At 68.7% G+C, this 13,784-nt stretch carries 20 protein-coding genes; 2 read left to right on the top strand and 18 right to left on the bottom strand.

The annotated features are described in order from the left end of the window. Window positions 1–12: 12 nt before the first annotated feature. From RBL05_RS14575 to rplN, 4 genes are read right to left on the bottom strand one after another with little or no spacing between them, the layout of a single operon-like run. Window positions 13–198: a type Z 30S ribosomal protein S14 gene (locus tag RBL05_RS14575; protein ID WP_010550318.1), complete on the bottom strand. Its 186-nt coding sequence runs from the start codon at window positions 196–198 to the stop codon at window positions 13–15. Window position 199: 1 nt separating this feature from the next. Then, window positions 200–772 carry a 50S ribosomal protein L5 gene (rplE, locus tag RBL05_RS14570; RefSeq protein WP_010550319.1) on the bottom strand — a complete coding sequence of 191 codons (573 nt, stop codon included), beginning with the start codon at window positions 770–772 and terminating at the stop codon, window positions 200–202. Further along, window positions 772–1,158, bottom strand: a complete 387-nt coding sequence (gene rplX / locus RBL05_RS14565) for a 50S ribosomal protein L24 (protein ID WP_062947604.1) — start codon at window positions 1,156–1,158, stop codon at window positions 772–774. The genes rplE and rplX overlap by 1 nt, the downstream gene beginning before the upstream one ends. A 1-nt stretch (window position 1,159) precedes the next feature. Next, entirely contained in the window at window positions 1,160–1,528 is a 369-nt protein-coding gene (gene rplN / locus RBL05_RS14560) for a 50S ribosomal protein L14 (protein ID WP_010550321.1), read from the bottom strand. Between the two features lie 462 nt (window positions 1,529–1,990). Between rplN and RBL05_RS14555 the strand changes: the two genes are divergently transcribed. After that, entirely contained in the window at window positions 1,991–2,407 is a 417-nt protein-coding gene (locus tag RBL05_RS14555; RefSeq protein WP_308738866.1) for a hypothetical protein, read from the top strand. Between the two features lie 90 nt (window positions 2,408–2,497). Here RBL05_RS14555 and rpsQ read toward each other — a convergent pair whose 3' ends face one another. From rpsQ to ngcE, 14 genes are all read right to left on the bottom strand, one after another. After that, on the bottom strand, window positions 2,498–2,824 hold the full coding sequence (rpsQ, locus tag RBL05_RS14550; protein ID WP_308738867.1) for a 30S ribosomal protein S17: 327 nt from the start codon (window positions 2,822–2,824) through the stop codon (window positions 2,498–2,500). A 20-nt stretch (window positions 2,825–2,844) separates the two neighbouring features. Beyond that, entirely contained in the window at window positions 2,845–3,078 is a 234-nt protein-coding gene (gene rpmC / locus RBL05_RS14545) for a 50S ribosomal protein L29 (RefSeq protein WP_010550325.1), read from the bottom strand. Then, window positions 3,078–3,497 carry a 50S ribosomal protein L16 gene (rplP, locus tag RBL05_RS14540; protein WP_115413539.1) on the bottom strand — a complete coding sequence of 140 codons (420 nt, stop codon included), beginning with the start codon at window positions 3,495–3,497 and terminating at the stop codon, window positions 3,078–3,080. The genes rpmC and rplP overlap by 1 nt, the downstream gene beginning before the upstream one ends. Window positions 3,498–3,502: 5 nt before the next feature. Continuing rightward, window positions 3,503–4,339 carry a 30S ribosomal protein S3 gene (gene rpsC / locus RBL05_RS14535; RefSeq protein ID WP_053917131.1) on the bottom strand — a complete coding sequence of 279 codons (837 nt, stop codon included), beginning with the start codon at window positions 4,337–4,339 and terminating at the stop codon, window positions 3,503–3,505. A 10-nt stretch (window positions 4,340–4,349) separates the two neighbouring features. Then, the gene (gene rplV / locus RBL05_RS14530) at window positions 4,350–4,703 is read right to left on the bottom strand and encodes a 50S ribosomal protein L22 (protein WP_010550328.1); all 354 of its coding nucleotides are present in this window, start codon (window positions 4,701–4,703) and stop codon (window positions 4,350–4,352) included. Window positions 4,704–4,755: 52 nt separating this feature from the next. Next, the gene (gene rpsS, locus RBL05_RS14525; protein ID WP_010550329.1) at window positions 4,756–5,037 is read right to left on the bottom strand and encodes a 30S ribosomal protein S19; all 282 of its coding nucleotides are present in this window, start codon (window positions 5,035–5,037) and stop codon (window positions 4,756–4,758) included. 15 nt (window positions 5,038–5,052) lie between these two features. Beyond that, a complete protein-coding gene (gene rplB / locus RBL05_RS14520; protein ID WP_010550330.1) occupies window positions 5,053–5,889 on the bottom strand; it encodes a 50S ribosomal protein L2 in 837 nt (278 codons plus the stop codon). A 43-nt stretch (window positions 5,890–5,932) separates the two neighbouring features. Then, window positions 5,933–6,235 (bottom strand): 50S ribosomal protein L23, encoded by a 303-nt coding sequence (rplW, locus tag RBL05_RS14515; protein ID WP_263310555.1) that lies wholly within the window; start codon window positions 6,233–6,235, stop codon window positions 5,933–5,935. After that, window positions 6,232–7,179 (bottom strand): 50S ribosomal protein L4, encoded by a 948-nt coding sequence (rplD, locus tag RBL05_RS14510; RefSeq protein WP_010550332.1) that lies wholly within the window; start codon window positions 7,177–7,179, stop codon window positions 6,232–6,234. Before rplD ends, rplW begins: the two co-directional genes overlap by 4 nt. A 5-nt stretch (window positions 7,180–7,184) precedes the next feature. Then, window positions 7,185–7,865, bottom strand: a complete 681-nt coding sequence (gene rplC / locus RBL05_RS14505) for a 50S ribosomal protein L3 (protein ID WP_062948134.1) — start codon at window positions 7,863–7,865, stop codon at window positions 7,185–7,187. An 11-nt stretch (window positions 7,866–7,876) separates the two neighbouring features. Next, complete coding sequence (gene rpsJ / locus RBL05_RS14500; protein WP_010550334.1) at window positions 7,877–8,185, bottom strand: 30S ribosomal protein S10; 309 nt, start codon at window positions 8,183–8,185, stop codon at window positions 7,877–7,879. A 530-nt stretch (window positions 8,186–8,715) separates the two neighbouring features. Further along, window positions 8,716–9,630, bottom strand: a complete 915-nt coding sequence (locus tag RBL05_RS14495) for a carbohydrate ABC transporter permease (RefSeq protein ID WP_308738869.1) — start codon at window positions 9,628–9,630, stop codon at window positions 8,716–8,718. Further along, a complete protein-coding gene (locus RBL05_RS14490; RefSeq protein WP_308738870.1) occupies window positions 9,627–10,634 on the bottom strand; it encodes a carbohydrate ABC transporter permease in 1,008 nt (335 codons plus the stop codon). The genes RBL05_RS14495 and RBL05_RS14490 overlap by 4 nt, the downstream gene beginning before the upstream one ends. Further along, on the bottom strand, window positions 10,631–12,103 hold the full coding sequence (ngcE, locus tag RBL05_RS14485) for an N-acetylglucosamine/diacetylchitobiose ABC transporter substrate-binding protein (protein WP_308738871.1): 1,473 nt from the start codon (window positions 12,101–12,103) through the stop codon (window positions 10,631–10,633). Before ngcE ends, RBL05_RS14490 begins: the two co-directional genes overlap by 4 nt. A gap of 291 nt (window positions 12,104–12,394) precedes the next feature. On the opposite strand from ngcE, the gene RBL05_RS14480 reads away from it, so the two are divergent. Continuing rightward, entirely contained in the window at window positions 12,395–13,420 is a 1,026-nt protein-coding gene (locus tag RBL05_RS14480; protein WP_308738872.1) for a general stress protein, read from the top strand. The last annotated feature ends 364 nt before the right edge of the window (window positions 13,421–13,784 follow it).

Below are 13,784 nucleotides of genomic sequence, written 5' to 3'. Positions count from 1 at the left end.
TGGCGGTAGTCCTTACCAGCTGCTCTTGGTGACGCCGGGGAGCTCGCCGCGGTGAGCCATCTCGCGCAGGCACACGCGGCAGAGGCCGAACTTGCGGTAGACCGAGTGGGGCCGACCGCAGCGCTGGCACCGGGTGTAGGCGCGCACCGCGAACTTCGGCTTGCGCTCCGACTTCTTGATCAGGGCTGTCTTCGCCATATCAGTTCTCCTCCTTGAAGGGGAAGCCGAGCAGCTTGAGCAGCGCGCGCCCCTCGTCGTCGGTCTTCGCGGTGGTGACGACCGTGATGTCCATGCCTCGGACGCGGTCGATCTTGTCCTGGTCGATCTCGTGGAACATGACCTGCTCCGTGAGACCGAAGGTGTAGTTGCCGTTGCCGTCGAAGTGCTTCGGCGAGAGGCCGCGGAAGTCGCGGATTCGCGGGAGCGCGGTCGAGAGCAGACGGTCCAGGAACTCCCACATGCGAGCGTTGCGCAGCGTGACGTGCGCACCGATCGGCATGCCCTCACGCAGCTTGAACTGCGCGATGGACTTGCGAGCCTTGGTGACCTGGGGCTTCTGGCCGGTGATGGCGGCGAGGTCCTTGATGGCGCCGTCGATGACCTTCGAGTCGCGTGCGGCGTCGCCGACGCCCATGTTCACGACGATCTTGGTCAGGCCGGGCACCAGCATGACGTTCTCGTAGCCGAACTGCTCGGTCAGCTGCGCCTTGATGGTGTCGTTGTACTTCGTCTTCAGACGCGGGGTGGGCGCCTGGGTGGCGGTCTCGCTCATCAGATGTCCTTCCCGGAGCGCTTGGCGAAGCGGACGCGCACCTGCTTGGTGCGGCCGTTCTCGAGCTCGACGGTCTCGACGCGGTAGCCGATCTTGGTCGGCTTGTTGTCCTCCGGGTCGACCAGGGCCACGTTGGAGACGTGGATGGGGGCCTCGCGCTGCTCGATGCCGCCCGCGCCGCCGGCCTGGTTCGGCTTGACGTGATGGGTGCGGCGGTTGATGCCCTCGACCAGCACGCGCTGGGTATCGGGGAACACCTGCAGGACGCGACCCTGCTTGCCCTTGTCGCCGGCCTCGAGGCCACGTGCGGCGGCCTTGTCGGCGTCGCTCGTGCGGCCCGTGATGACCTGGACGAGATCGCCCTTCTTGATCTTCATCTTTGCCATGTCACAGCACCTCCGGTGCCAGCGAGACGATCTTCATGAAGCGCTTGTCGCGCAGCTCGCGGCCGACGGGGCCGAAGATGCGGGTACCGCGCGGCTCGCCGTCGGTCTTGAGGATGACCGCCGCGTTCTCGTCGAAGCGGATGTAGGAGCCGTCGATGCGACGGACCTCCTTGGACGTGCGGACGACGACCGCCTTGACGACGTCGCCCTTCTTGACGTTGCCACCGGGGATGGCGTCCTTGACGGTCGCCACGATGGTGTCGCCGATGCTGGCGTAACGGCGACCGGAGCCACCGAGAACACGGATGCAGAGAATCTCCTTGGCACCCGTGTTGTCGGCGACCTTCAGTCGCGACTCCTGCTGAATCACTCGTTCTCCTATCGTCTCACCGGTTCTCTTCCGGCCCGCGGGAGCGGGCCGGCCGAGCCTGGCGGAACGGAATATGGACCTTGCTCGGCGCCGCCATGGACGCTGCCGCGCCGGGACGTCGCCGCCGACGGGTCCCGGGCACCAAAAAACCCTCTGCCGGACTCAGGCACTGGCGTGGTGAACGCGCGGCGTTCGCCTCTCGTGCGAGGTCTCCGGCGAGGACGGATCGGGTGTCCCGGATCCTGTCGCGGAATCGGGCACCACCACCATGGGGCGGGGCGCAGTCCTCCGGCAACCGTTCAAGACTACGCTCCGCCCCCGGAACTGTCACCCCTGCGGGGCGGGCTCCCTCGTGTGTGCTTGCTCTCCTGCGCGCGGGGGGCGTCCTCACACCCTCCGGCGATCCGGTCCCCGGACCTGGAGCATGGTGCCGACACCCGGCAGGGGCGTAGGTTTCTCCCCATGATCGACATCGATGTGGCCAGACGGCTCCGAGACGCGGATCTGCCCTGGGAACCGGCCGACGGGGACCTCTTCGCGATCGACAACGCGCTGCTGCGCGAGGAGGCGTTCATGCTCTCCTCGATGGTGGTGGAGGTGGGCAGAGGGCGCACCGGCACCCGCGTCCTGCGCTTCAACGGCACGACCGAATGGGCGCTGGACTCCGTGGAGCAGGACGAGGCGGTGTGGCTGCCGCGGGAGGACCAGCTGCGCGAGGCGCTCGGCGCCGCCTTCTCCGCACTCCGGCGGAGGGAGGACGGCGGATTCGTCGTGGAGCTGCGCGTCAGGGACGGGGAGCTGCGCGAGGTCGCCGCCCCGGAGGCCGAGGACGCTCTGGCCGGTGCGCTCCTGGTGCACCTCGGCGACCTTCCGGGCTGAGCCCCGGATGCAGAAGAAGGGCCGGCCCTCCCCGTGGGGAGGACCGGCCCTTCTCAGTGCTGCCGGGCGATCACGCGGACCGCCGGCGGATCACTTGGCGCGCTCGAGGATCTCGACCAGCCGCCACCGCTTGGACGCGGAGAGCGGACGGGTCTCCATGACGAGGACGTGATCGCCGATGCCGGCGGTGTTCTCCTCGTCGTGGGCCTTGAACTTGCTCGTCTTGGTCGTGACCTTGCCGTAGCGGGCGTGCTTCACACGCTCCTCGACCTCGACCACGATCGTCTTGTCCATCTTGTCGGAGACCACGTAGCCGCGCAGGGTCTTGCGGTAGGGACGCTCGGCGGACGACGCCTGCGCACCCTCCTTCGCGAGATCCTCGACGGCCGGGGTCACGGCCTGGTTGTTCTCAGTCATCTCAGTTCCTCGCTCCGGGGTCACTCGGCGGCGCCGGGCGCCTGACGGATGCCCAGCTCGCGCTCGCGCAGGATCGTGTAGATCCGTGCGATGTCCTTCTTGACGGACCGCAGACGGCCGGAGCTCTCGAGCTGACCGGTGGCGTTCTGGAAACGGAGCTTGAACAGCTCGTCCTTCGCCTTCGCCAGTTCCTCGGCCAGCTTGGAGTCGTCCAGCTTGTCGAGTTCATCGGCGGTGAGCTTGGTCGCTGCCATCAGATGTCACCACTCTCTCGGCTCAGGATGCGGCACTTCATGGGGAGCTTGTGCATCGCCAGGCGCAGAGCCTCGCGAGCCACCTCCTCCTCGACGCCGGCGACCTCGAACATGACGCGTCCCGGCTTGATGTTGGCGATCCACCACTCGACCGAGCCCTTGCCGGAGCCCATGCGGACCTCGGCAGGCTTCTTGGTGAGCGGACGATCGGGGTAGATGTTGATGAACACCTTGCCGCCACGCTTCATGTAGCGGGTCATGGCGATACGAGCCGCCTCGATCTGACGGTTGGTGACGTACGCCGGCGCGAGCGCCTGGATGCCGTACTCACCGAATGCCAGATCGGTGCCGCCCTTGGCCATGCCGCTGCGGGTCGGGTGGTGCTGCTTGCGGTGCTTGGTCCTGCGAGGGATCAGCATGTCGCTCAGGCCTCCGTTCCGGGCTGCTGCGCGGGAGCCGCGGCCTGCTCGGCGGGAGCAGCGGTCTGCGGGGCAGACTCGTTGTTCTCACGACGGGCAGCGGCGTTGCGCTCGTTGCGACGACCGCGCGGGCGCTCGGCACGCGGGCCGCGTCCGCCGGAGCGGGGACCCTGCGAGGCGGCCTGCTGGGCCGCGAGCTCCTTGGCGGTGACGTCGCCCTTGTAGATCCAGACCTTCACGCCGATGCGGCCGAAGGCGGTGCGGGCCTCGTAGAAGCCGTAGTCGATGTTCGCACGGAGGGTGTGCAGCGGCACGCGCCCCTCGCGGTAGAACTCGTTGCGGCTCATCTCGGCGCCGCCGAGGCGGCCGGAGACGGCCACTCGGATGCCCTTCGCGCCGGCGCGCTGCGCGGACTGCATGCCCTTGCGCATCGCACGACGGAAGGAGACGCGGGCGGCGAGCTGCTCGGCGATGCCCTGGGCGACCAGCTGTGCATCGGCCTCGGGGTTCTTGACCTCGAGGATGTTCAGCTGGATCTGCTTGCCGGTGAGCTTCTCCAGCTCACCGCGCAGACGCTCGGCCTCCGCACCGCGACGCCCGATGACGATGCCCGGGCGGGCGGTGTGGAGATCGACGCGGACGCGATCGCGGGTGCGCTCGATCTCGACCTTGGAGATGCCGGCGCGCTCGAGCCCCTCGGACATGAGCTTGCGGATCGCGACGTCTTCCTTCACGTAGTCGCGGTACCGCTGCCCCTCCTTCGAGGAGTCGGCGAACCACCGGCTGCTGTGCTCCGTGGTGATCCCGAGGCGGAACCCGTTCGGATTGACCTTCTGGCCCATTCGGGACTCCTTACTTGTTCACGGGAGCGACCACCACGGTGACGTGGCTGGTGCGCTTCTTGATCTGGAAGGCACGACCCTGAGCACGCGGCTGGAACCGCTTCATGGTCGGACCCTCGTCGACGAATGCGGCGGACACGACGAGCTCGCGCTCGTCGAAGCGCTCCCCCGCCTGGTCTGCCTTCACCCGCGCGTTGGCGATCGCGGACTCCACGAGCTTCAGGACGGGCTCGCTGGCCGCCTGCGGGGCGAACCGCAGGGTGTCCAGGGCCTCGGCCGTGCTCTTGCCACGAATCAGGTCCACAACGCGGCGAGCCTTCATGGGCGACATGCGGAGGTACCGCACCTGCGCCTTGGCTTCCATTGCTTCCTGCTTTCTCTCGAGTTCGAGAAGTGCAGTCGCTGCTGACGTCATGTCAGCGACGACGGCCCTTCTTGTCGTCCTTCTCGTGGCCCTTGAAAGTCCGCGTGGGGGCGAACTCGCCGAGCTTGTGGCCGACCATCGACTCGGTGACGAACACCGAGACGTGCTTGCGACCGTCGTGCACTGCGAAGGTGTGGCCGAGGAAGTCCGGGGTGATCACCGAACGACGCGACCAGGTCTTGATGAGGTTCTTGGTGCCCTTCTCGTTCTGGGCGTCCACCTTCTTCTGAAGGTGGTCGTCCACGAACGGGCCCTTGGAAATACTGCGAGGCATGTGCGGTTCTCCCTATCAGCGCTTCTTGCCGGTCCGACGACGGCGCACGATGAGCTTGTCGCTCTCCTTGCCCGGCTTTCGGGTACGGCCCTCGGGCTGACCCCAGGGCGACACCGGATGACGACCACCCGAGGTGCGGCCCTCGCCACCACCATGGGGGTGATCGACGGGGTTCATGACCACACCGCGGACGTGGGGGCGCTTGCCCTTCCACCGCATGCGGCCGGCCTTGCCCCAGTTGATGTTGGACTGCTCGGCGTTGCCGACCTCGCCGATGGTGGCGCGGCAGCGGGCGTCGACGTTCCGGATCTCGCCGGAGGGCATACGCAGCTGGGCGTACGGGCCCTCCTTGGCGACGAGCTGCACGGAGGCGCCGGCGGAGCGGGCGATCTTCGCGCCGCCGCCGGGGCGGAGCTCGATCGCGTGCACCACGGTGCCGAGCGGGATGTTCTTGAGCGGCAGGTTGTTGCCGGGCTTGATGTCGGCGCCGACGCCGTTCTCGATCCAGTCGCCCTGACGCAGCTTGGCCGGCGCGAGGATGTAGCGCTTCTCGCCGTCCAGGTAGTGCAGCAGCGCGATGCGCGCGGTGCGGTTGGGGTCGTACTCGATGTGAGCGACCTTGGCCTTGACGCCGTCCTTGTCGTGACGGCGGAAGTCGATCACGCGGTAGGCCCGCTTGTGGCCGCCGCCCCGGTGACGGGAGGTGATACGACCGTTGCTGTTGCGGCCGCCGGACTTGGACAGCGGGCGCACCAGGGACTTCTCCGGCGTGGACCGGGTGACCTCGACGAAGTCGGCGCCACTCGAGCCGCGACGACCGGGAGTGGTCGGCTTGCTCTTACGAATTGCCATGTGGGTTTCCCTCAGACTCTCTGCTCCTCGGAGATCGGCCGCCTCAGGCGACCGACCCTCCGAAGATGTCGATGGCTCCGTCGGTCAGGGTCACGATGGCGCGCTTGGTGTCCTTGCGCTTGCCCATCCCGAAGCGCGTGCGACGCGCCTTGCCCTGACGGTTGATCGTGTTCACCGAGGAGACCTTGACGTCGAAGATCTTCTCGACGGCGATCTTGATCTCGGTCTTGTTGGCGTCGGCAGCCACCACGAAGGTGTACTTGCCCTCGTCCATCAGCCCGTAGCTCTTCTCGGAGACGACCGGGGCCAGCAGGACGTCGCGGGGATCCTTGTTCTGCGCGCTCACTTGGCGGCCTCCTCATCGGACGAGGCGGACTCCTTGACCGCGTTCACGAACCCGGCGGCCTTGGCGGCCTCCGGAGACGCGAACCAGACCTCGGCCTTGGTGCGGCCGTACCACGGGGAGTCCGGGGTGTGGAACTTCATCGAGCCCTGGTTGCCCTTGATGTCGAAGCCCTCGGGGGCGGAGCCGTCGGCCAGCGGGGCCGCGGAGCCCTCGCCGAACGGAGCGTCCTGGGCAACGACAGACGCGGCAGCGGCGGCGGGAGCCGACGAGCCGGCCTTTGCCGCGGCAAAGATCGAGGTGGGCAGGGTCAGGGAGGCCTGGGCCACGAAGTCCTCGAGCGCATCGGCGGTGAAGACCACGTCGTCGGAGAGCATGACGTCGTAGGTGTTCACCTGGTCCGCGTACAGGACGTGGGCGGCAGGCAGATTGCGGGTGCTCAGGGCGCCCAGGTCGTCGTCACGACGCACGACCACCAGCAGGTGGCGACGGTCGGAGACGTGCGACAGGGTGACCTTCGCAGCCTTGGTGGAGGCGGACTCGCCCGCGAGGAGCGAGGAGACGACGTGCACGCGGCCGTTGCGGGCCCGGTCCGAGAGGGCACCGCGCAGGGCGGCGGCCTTCATCTTCTTCGGGGTGCGCTGGGAGTAGTCGCGCGGGACGGGACCGTGGACGGTGCCGCCGCCGGTGAACTGCGGGGCGCGGAGCGAGCCCTGACGGGCGCGGCCGGTGCCCTTCTGCTTCCAGGGCTTCTTGCCGCCGCCGCGCACCTCGGCGCGGGTCTTGGCCTTGTGGGTGCCCTGTCGGGCCGCCGCCTGCTGGGCGACGACGACCTGGTGGATCAGGGCCACGTTGGTCTGGACGTCGAAGATCGACGCAGGCAGCTCGACGGTGCCGGACTTCTTGCCGGCCGGGTCGAGCACGTCGACGGTCAGATTCGCTGCCATCGGGCTCAGGCCTCCTTCGCGGGAGTCTTGACAGCCGAGCGGACCAGCACGAGGCCGCCCTTGGGGCCGGGGACGGCACCCTTGACGAGCACGAGGCCCTTCTCGACGTCGACCGCGTGAACGGTCAGGTTCTGGACACTGGTGCGGTCGCCGCCCATGCGGCCAGCCATGCGCTGGCCCTTGAACACGCGACCGGGGGTGGAGGCGCCGCCGATGGAGCCGGGCTTGCGGTGGTTGCGGTGCTGGCCGTGCGTGGCGCTGACGCCCGCGAAGCCGTGACGCTTCATGACACCCGCGGTGCCCTTGCCCTTGGAGGTGCCCACGACGTCGACCTTCTGGCCCGCGGCGAAGATCGACGCGTCGATCTCCTGGCCGAGGGAGTAGTCGGCGGCGTCGGAGGTGCGCAGCTCGACGAGGTGGCGGCGCGGGGTCACGCCGGCCTTCTCGAAGTGGCCCTTGAGCGGCTTCGACACCTTGCGGGGGTCGATCTGCCCGAAGGCGATCTGGACCGCGTCGTAGCCGTCGGTCTCGACGGAGCGGACCTGGGTGACGACGTTCGCGCCGGTCTGCACGACGGTCACGGGCACGAGCTTGCCGTTCTCGTCCCAGACCTGGGTCATGCCGAGCTTGGTGCCGAGCACGCCCGCGACGGGGGTGGCCTTCTGGCCGGTCAGTTCGTTGCTCATCTCCACCACCCTCAGAGCTTGATCTCGATGTTGACGTCCGCCGGCAGGTCGAGGCGCATGAGCGAGTCCACGGCCTTGGGCGTGGGGTCGACGATGTCGATCAGTCGCTTGTGCGTGCGCATCTCGAAGTGCTCACGGGAGTCCTTGTACTTGTGGGGCGACCGGATCACGACGAACACGTTCTTCTCGGTCGGCAGCGGCACCGGGCCCACCACAGTCGCGCCCGCGGAGGTCACCGTGTCGACGATCTTGCGCGCCGAGCTGTCGATCACCTCGTGGTCGTACGACTTGAGCCGGATGCGGATCTTCTGTCCCGCCATGGCGTCCTGTCTCTCTTCTTCGTCTGGCATGGATGCGGCCTCTCCCCGGTACCCGAGGACGGGCGTGTCGGCCTGTACGGGGCGCAAAAGCCCAGCACGGGACCGCCGAGGATCGGCTGCTTCTGCGTCGGATCCCTACCTCTGATGCGCACTCCGCACGATGGTGCGGTTCGCATCCTCGGGACGGACCTCATCCGGTGATCATTCGCCGAGGTGGACCTCGGAGAACGGAACCGGGCATGTCGGCCCGCGCAGACAACTCGAACAGTCTGCCAGACGAGCGCACAGGCCCACAAGGGAGAGTGTCGTGCACCCCGTCACAACGGGGGCCCGGGCGGCCGCGCCTGAAGTCGCGGCAGCGGCGACGGCTGCGGCTGCGGCTGCGGCTGCGGGGATGGTTCTCCGGCCACGATGCCGGTCCCGACGCGACGGAGGGCCTGGACCACCGTACGGCATCCGTGCCGCCGGGGTCCCGGCCCTCCGCTCCTCGTCGCTCCCCAACGCAGCGGGCCGGGGCGAGCGGGGTGCTCCTACTTGTTCGTGCTGGGGCCGAGCCCGCCCTGGAGCTGGCGCTGGAAGATCACGTAGACGATCAGCACCGGCAGGATCGTGATCGTCACCGAGGCGAACATCGCACCCCAGTCCGATTCGTAGCCCTGCTGCGCCTGGAGGCTCTTCAGTCCCTGGGCGAGGACGTACTTGTCCTCGTCGGTGTTCAGCACCACCGGCAGGAGGTACTGGTTCCACAGCCCCAGGAAGTTGAAGATCGTGACGCTCATCAGGCCGGGGGTGGCCAGCGGCACCATGATCTGGAAGAAGGTGCGGAAGTCCCCGGCGCCGTCGATCGCGGCGGCCTCGGCGATCTCCTCCGGCAGCTGCCGGAAGAAGGCGTAGAGGAAGAACACCGTGAACGGCAGCGCGAAGCCGACGTAGGCGAGGATCAGCCCGATGTACGTGCCGCGCAGGCCCATGTTCATCAGCACGAAGAACAGCGGGACGACGGCGAGGAAGATCGGGAACGTGAGCCCCGCGATCATCCCGTAGTAGATGATCCGACGGCCCGGGAACTCGAAGCGCGCCAGGACGTACGCGCACATCGCGCCGAGCAGCATCACCAGGAACAGCGCACCGCCGACGACGATGAGCGTGTTCAGGAAGTAGCGGCCGATCCCGGCCTCGGTCCAGGCGGTGATGAAGTTGTCGAGGTTCCACTCGCTCGGCATCGAGAACGGCGAGGTGAGGATCTCGCGGGACGTCTTGAACGAGCTGTAGACGGTCCACAGCAGCGGCAGCACCACCGCGAGGGTCCACATGATCAGCACCACGTGGGCGACGCCGGCGAAGGCGCGGTCGCCGCGGCTGCGGCGCGGCCGACGGGGCTCTATCCGGCGCGTGCCGCCCTCCTCTGCGGAGGCGGTGGTGTCGAGGGGCGGAGCCTGGGTCATGCGTCCTCCTTCGACCGGCTGCCGAACAGCACGATGACGGCCATCAGCATCGTCACCAGCGCCAGCACCACGCCCATCGCCGAGGCGAGGCCGAACTGCGAGCGCGCGAAGGCGGTCTCGTAGAGATAGCGGGAGACCACCTCGGTGCTGCGGGCGGTGCCTCCTGACGGGGTCATCACCGAGACGTAGACGAACATGTCCAGTGCCATGATCCCCATGTAGACCACCGCCGTGGAGACGTTCTCCCGGATCTGAGGGAGCACGACCTGCGCCGCGAGGCGGACACGGCCGCAGCCGTCGAGCCGGGCGGCCTCGATGATCTCCGAGGGGATCGCCTTGATCGCGGCGACGAACAGGACCATGTAGAAGCCGACGAGCGACCACACCACGGCCAGGATGATCGCGCCGAGGGCGAAGCGGGGATCGCCGAGCCAGGCGGTGCCGACCAGCGGGACATCCGCGCCGAGGGCGTTCAGCAGCCTCAGCGGGAGGTTCAGCAGGCCGTTGAGCAGGCCGCCGTTCGGGGAGTAGATGAAGGCGAAGAGGATGCCGATCACGACGGCCGGCAGCACGTAGGGGAAGAAGCTCACCACGCGATAGATGTTCGAGCCGCGGATGCCGTGGATCTCGCCCTTGGTGTCCCCACCGATCGTGACCATGACGGCCAGGACGAAGGCCAGGGTGATGGTCACGGCGGGCAGGATGATCATCAGCAGCAGGTTGTTGCGCAGCGCCTTGAGGTAGACCGGGTCGGTGAAGATCCGGACGTAGTTGTCCAGGCCGATGAAGTCGGCGTTCCCGCTGACCCCCTTCCAGTCGGTGAGGGAGTAGTAGAACGCCTGCAGGAACGGCGAGACGACGAAGACGATGTAGACCAGCAACGGGAGGCCGAGGAAGACGGCGAAGAAGAGCAGACGCGACGGCGCGGGGCGCCGGCCGCGCCGCACGCGGGGAGCATGCGGCGCGTCCGACGGATCGGTGAGCGTCGAGGTCGGGAGACTCATCCCTCGACGTCGAACTTCTCGATGCTGTCGTCCTCCCGCACCCGGTCGAGCACGGCCTGGGAGCGCTCGCGCACCTCGTCGGCCTTGATCCCGCCGCTGAGGAACTCGTTCCAGATCGGCTTGAAGTCCGGCCCGAGGCCGTACCAGTCCGTGAAGTTCCAGGTGAAGACGTTCTCGCCCGCAGCCTGGATCATCTCGTTCGCGGAGGCCAGCGCCGTGGAGCCGAAGGCGTCCTCGGGCACGGAGTCCTTCACGATCGTGGTGGAGGAGGTGACCTTCGCGAAGTTCTGCGCCTGCTCCTTGGAGAGCATCACGCGCAGGAACTCAAGGCCGCCAGCGCCGTTCTTCGCCTGGGCCGGGACCTGGAAGGGCTCGCCCGCGGTGCCGTGGATGGCCTCGGCCGGCATCGCGCCGTCCGCGCTCAGCAGCGGCTCGGGGCAGCCGGTCATCGCGAAGTCGTCGGGGGTGACGCCCTTCTGCTCGTTCTCGATCCACGAGCCGGAGGGGTACATCACAGCCTTCCCGGTGACCCACTGCGCCTGGGCCTCGGTGTGCTTGATACCGGCGCCACCGGGCAGGAAGAAGTCCGCCGCGACCGCCTCGCCGATGGCGTCGATCGCCTGCACGACGGCGTCCTGCTCGTACGCTCCCGCATCGAGGGAGTCGAGCGCCGTGGCGACCTCCTTGCCGCCCTGCTTGACCGCCATCGCGATCGCCATGGTGTGGTAGTAGTCCGCGGCGTTCTGACCGCCGAAGGCGAAGAGCGAGAGCCCCTCCCCCGCGGCGTTCTCGCCGATCGTCATGACGTCGTCCCAGGTGACCGGGGCGCTCCAGCCCTTCTCCTCGAACTGCTTGGCGGAGTACCACAGCGCGAACACCGTGTACACGTAGTTCAGGGAGTAGAGCTTGCCGGAGTAGGTGCCGGGCTCGAGAGCGCCGGGCAGGAGGGACTCCTCGATCGTGCCGCCGTCGATCGAGGGCGCCTTGATCAGCTCGTCGAGCGTGGCGAGCTGCCCCTCGGAGATGAGCGCCGCGGAGTTCATCGCCTGCGCGCCGGAGTTGTCGAAGACGTCCGGCGGCTCGCCCGCGACGAAGCGGGGCTGCAGCTCGGGCTGGATGTCGACGGTCGAGCTGACGGTGACCTCGATGCCGTCGTGCAGCTCGGACATCGCCTTCCCCGCGTCGATCGCGTACTGGTCGCCGTAGCCGCCGTTGAAGATGACGACCTCGACGGGCTGGGAGGGGTCGACGCCGAAGGGGTTCTCGTCGCTGACCTCGCCGCCGCCCTCGGCGACGCCGCCGCCGTCGGAGCCGCCGTCCTCGTCGCCGCCGCCGCCACCGGTCGCGCAGGCCGCGAGGGCCCCGGCGCCGACGCCCGCACCGGCCAGCGCGAGGAAGCGCCGGCGGGATGCCGCGAGACGGTCGAGGGGGGTCAGCGGCAGGTTCGTGCTGTCACTGGGAGTGTCCATGGGATCTCTTTCGTCGTTGAAAGGGGCGGGTTCGCCATGCTGAGCGCGCACCCGAGGGTGTCGTGGCCCACATGCTACGCCGCAGTATGTCCAGAGCCCGACCGAATCCGTCCCGGGCGCGTCACGTTTTCATATACCCGGTCAGAACCTCCCCGTCCGGGCGGGGCGGGATCCGGTGAGAGGGGCCGGGGGCGCCGTCCGCCTGACACGGCCACGAGCACGCCGCCGTGTTCAGGGATCGCCCCGGGAGCGCTCAGGCGGATCCGGAACCGGGGGGCTACCGTGACCTCCATGAGTCAGAGTCCCTATGCCCGTCAGAGCCCCTCGGCGTCGTCCCCACTGACCGCGCGCCTCTACGACCTCGAGTATCCGCGGTCCCTCGGCGTGTACAGCACATACCAGGAGGTGCAGTCGGTGGTCGACACCCTCGCCGACCACGAGTTCCCGGTGGAGTCCACGCTGATCGTGGGCACGGATCTGAAGCTCATGGAGCGGGTCACCGGCCGGCGCACCTGGCCGAAGGTGATCGGTCAGGGCATCCTGTCCGGGCTGTGGATGGGCCTGTTCCTGGGGCTGCTGTTCATGCTGATCACGCCGGGTGATCTGATGATCGTCCTGTCGAGCGTCCTGATGGGCATCGTGTTCTTCACCGTGTGGTCCGTGATCGGCTATGCGATGACCGGCGGGAAGCGGGATTTCACCTCGATGACCTCTACGATCCCCATGCAGTACGAGCTGCTGGTCGAGCACAAGCACGCGGACCAGGCTCGGCGGATCCTTGCGGAGTCCGGTGCCGGGCCGGCCGTGGCCCCCTCCCCCGCAGCCGCTCCGCAGGCATCGCCGCAGGCGAGCGGACGCTTCGGCAGCCCTGCCCCGACGCAGGGCGGCGGGCAGTACGGCGCTCCCGCACCCACGCAGGGCGGCGGGCAGTACGGCTCCCCGTCCGGGCAGCGCGGTCCCGGGTACGGCGCACCCGGCCCGCAGCAGAGCGGGTTCTCTGCGCAGGGTCAGTCCGGGCTGCAGAGTGTCGGCCCGCAGCACGGCGCGGCACCGCAGCAGGGGTTCGGCGCCGCTCCCGAGCCCGGGAGCAGCGCGGACCAGGCCGGTGCGCCGCCGCGCCCGCACCGCCCGAGCTTCGGGCAACCGGCCGGCACCCCGCAGCGCGAGGACGCCCAGGCGGGCGGCGTGCAGGACGGGACGGCGACCGGGGACCACCGGAACCCGAGCACTGCGCCGCCAGATGACACCGCACAGCAGGATGGCGCTGCGCGGCCGGACGGCGCCGCGCCGCAGGACGGCACGACGCCGGAGCGCTGAGCCTCCCGACGCACCGCATCTCCAGAGCCCCCGGTCGACGATCCGTCGGCCGGGGGCTCTCCTGTGCCCCGTCTCCGGGCCACGGAACTCCGACTCCGTCTCTGTCTCCGTCTCCGTCTCCGTCTCCGTCTCCGGACCATGGGATCCTGCCTATCCCTACCGGGGACCACGGAGGGGTGCCCCGCCCCGAGCTCGCCACCGTCCAGCCCGGCCCTCGCCCTGCCTGAGACTCCACTCGCTCCGGCGCGGACCTCGGCCTGCGGCCGACCTCCGTCCCGCCTCGACGGAGCATCGTCCAGGCACTGCGCCGTCGGCCGGACGAGGGACGACCGCATGGTCGTGCCCGCCCCGAATGCCGTCCGGA

This window comes from Brachybacterium sp. GU-2 (assembly GCF_030866705.2).
Taxonomy (GTDB): domain Bacteria; phylum Actinomycetota; class Actinomycetes; order Actinomycetales; family Dermabacteraceae; genus Brachybacterium; species Brachybacterium conglomeratum.
Note: the sequence above shows the minus strand (reverse complement) of the source record. Positions and strands in the feature narration are given on the sequence as shown.

Coding starts and splice junctions, on each gene's coding strand:
- RBL05_RS14575 (WP_010550318.1), bottom strand. CDS start 198: ATGGCGAAGACAGCCCTGATCAAGAAGTCGGAGCGCAAGCCGAAGTTC.
- rplE (WP_010550319.1), bottom strand. CDS start 772: ATGAGCGAGACCGCCACCCAGGCGCCCACCCCGCGTCTGAAGACGAAG.
- rplX (WP_062947604.1), bottom strand. CDS start 1,158: ATGGCAAAGATGAAGATCAAGAAGGGCGATCTCGTCCAGGTCATCACG.
- RBL05_RS14555 (WP_308738866.1), top strand. CDS start 1,991: ATGATCGACATCGATGTGGCCAGACGGCTCCGAGACGCGGATCTGCCC.
- rpsQ (WP_308738867.1), bottom strand. CDS start 2,824: ATGACTGAGAACAACCAGGCCGTGACCCCGGCCGTCGAGGATCTCGCG.
- rpmC (WP_010550325.1), bottom strand. CDS start 3,078: ATGGCAGCGACCAAGCTCACCGCCGATGAACTCGACAAGCTGGACGAC.
- rplP (WP_115413539.1), bottom strand. CDS start 3,497: ATGCTGATCCCTCGCAGGACCAAGCACCGCAAGCAGCACCACCCGACC.
- rpsC (WP_053917131.1), bottom strand. CDS start 4,339: ATGGGCCAGAAGGTCAATCCGAACGGGTTCCGCCTCGGGATCACCACG.
- rplV (WP_010550328.1), bottom strand. CDS start 4,703: ATGGAAGCCAAGGCGCAGGTGCGGTACCTCCGCATGTCGCCCATGAAG.
- rpsS (WP_010550329.1), bottom strand. CDS start 5,037: ATGCCTCGCAGTATTTCCAAGGGCCCGTTCGTGGACGACCACCTTCAG.
- rplB (WP_010550330.1), bottom strand. CDS start 5,889: ATGGCAATTCGTAAGAGCAAGCCGACCACTCCCGGTCGTCGCGGCTCG.
- rplD (WP_010550332.1), bottom strand. CDS start 7,179: ATGGCAGCGAATCTGACCGTCGACGTGCTCGACCCGGCCGGCAAGAAG.
- rplC (WP_062948134.1), bottom strand. CDS start 7,865: ATGAGCAACGAACTGACCGGCCAGAAGGCCACCCCCGTCGCGGGCGTG.
- rpsJ (WP_010550334.1), bottom strand. CDS start 8,185: ATGGCGGGACAGAAGATCCGCATCCGGCTCAAGTCGTACGACCACGAG.
- RBL05_RS14495 (WP_308738869.1), bottom strand. CDS start 9,630: ATGACCCAGGCTCCGCCCCTCGACACCACCGCCTCCGCAGAGGAGGGC.
- RBL05_RS14490 (WP_308738870.1), bottom strand. CDS start 10,634: ATGAGTCTCCCGACCTCGACGCTCACCGATCCGTCGGACGCGCCGCAT.
- ngcE (WP_308738871.1), bottom strand. CDS start 12,103: ATGGACACTCCCAGTGACAGCACGAACCTGCCGCTGACCCCCCTCGAC.
- RBL05_RS14480 (WP_308738872.1), top strand. CDS start 12,395: ATGAGTCAGAGTCCCTATGCCCGTCAGAGCCCCTCGGCGTCGTCCCCA.